Source organism: Stenotrophomonas maltophilia group sp. Smal13 (genome assembly GCF_030236855.1).
Classification (GTDB): Bacteria; Pseudomonadota; Gammaproteobacteria; order Xanthomonadales; family Xanthomonadaceae; genus Stenotrophomonas; species Stenotrophomonas maltophilia_A.
Genome location: NZ_JASJSQ010000175.1, coordinates 1 through 1,190 on the forward strand (window position 1 = coordinate 1; position 1,190 = coordinate 1,190).

At 63.4% G+C, this 1,190-nt stretch carries 2 protein-coding genes; both read left to right on the forward strand.

Features of this window, described 5'->3' with window-relative positions; genetic code table 11:
* The first annotated feature begins 149 nt into the window (after positions 1–149).
* On the forward strand, positions 150–374 hold the full coding sequence (locus QRO95_RS25225; protein ID WP_285303751.1) for a hypothetical protein: 225 nt from the start codon (positions 150–152) through the stop codon (positions 372–374).
* An 85-nt stretch (positions 375–459) separates the two neighbouring features.
* A partial coding sequence (locus tag QRO95_RS25230) for a hypothetical protein (protein ID WP_285303752.1) occupies positions 460–1,190 on the forward strand: 731 nt, incomplete at its 3' end.

A 1,190-nucleotide genomic window follows, 5' to 3' on the forward strand; every position in this document is an offset into this window, starting at 1 on the left:
GACGCCGGCAACGACGTTCGCCCGATCTACCGGCAGTACGTGCAGGCTCGGCGCTGGCTAGAGCAGCAGCAGAACCGCAGCGCAGCCGATGATGCACTGCTGGCTGACGTGCGCCGGGTTGTCGATGCCATCGGTAAGCTGCTGTACTGATGGGCGCCAGGCAGCTCACTGAAGCGTGCCATGCCTGCGCAACATGCGGCTGTCCGGTGGCCATCGCAGCCACCGGTCGGCCCAGGCGCTATTGCAGTAACCGCTGCAAGCAGAAGGCAGTACGCAATCGCCGCATCCTGCTGGACGTGTTGACCGAGATCGAAGCGATCCGCCTTGGCGTCGCCATGATCGACTGGACCGACGAAGATCACCGCGTCGCGTAGCTAAACCCCCTGCTCTGCGTATCTAAAGCGTTTCGACCGCCCACGCGCACGCGTAGAACTGCAGCCAGGTAAGAGGAGCTGCAACGTGGACGAAGAGCACAAGCACATTAAGAGTTTCGCGGCGCGCCATGGCATTCCCCTGGCATGCGTCGATGGCCTGCTCGCGTACCGCGCCCGTGCCAGCGCAGCACTGTCCTCAAGCCCAAGCCTGCAGGCATCCGCCCGGTACCTGCTGAACGAGAAATTCGGCTCAAAGGAGAGCGAGATGGACAACGACGGTTACAGCATGGTCCATGCTGCAGTGAAGGAAGTGGGCAGCGACGTGAAGGCCTACCGAGAGAAGACGGCCCAGGAAGTTCAAACCCTGCGTGACGACGTACAGGGAATGCGTGCTGACCTGCAGAGTACTCAGCAGGTGTTGGCCAAGATCGACGCCAATGGTGGTGGCTTCAGCGCACAAGCTCCCGATGTGGGAAGCGTCGCCGCTTCGAAGCTGCGAGAGGATGCGTCCTTCGCTGCCGCGGCAGAGACCGCAGAGCGTGGCATGAAGCCCAGCCAGTTTTCGGCCCGCGTCAACGTGGACAGCTCCATTCGTGCGGCGCTGACCAATGTGGGCGTCGGCCAAACCGGCGATACCTCGATCCCGACCAACCCCGACCGGCGTGGCGTCGTGGGTCCGGTGCTGGCTCCGCTCAGCCTGCTGAGCGTGCTGCCCAGCCGCCCGACCGATAGCAGCTCCGTGGAGTTCGTCCAGCTCAACGCCACCGGTGATGCCGAAGAGCAGATCAAGGAAGGCGACGAGAAGGCGGAGCTGGA

Bases quoted from the DNA above. Each gene is read 5' to 3' on its own strand.
- QRO95_RS25225 (WP_285303751.1), top strand. From the start codon at position 150: ATGGGCGCCAGGCAGCTCACTGAAGCGTGCCATGCCTGCGCAACATGC.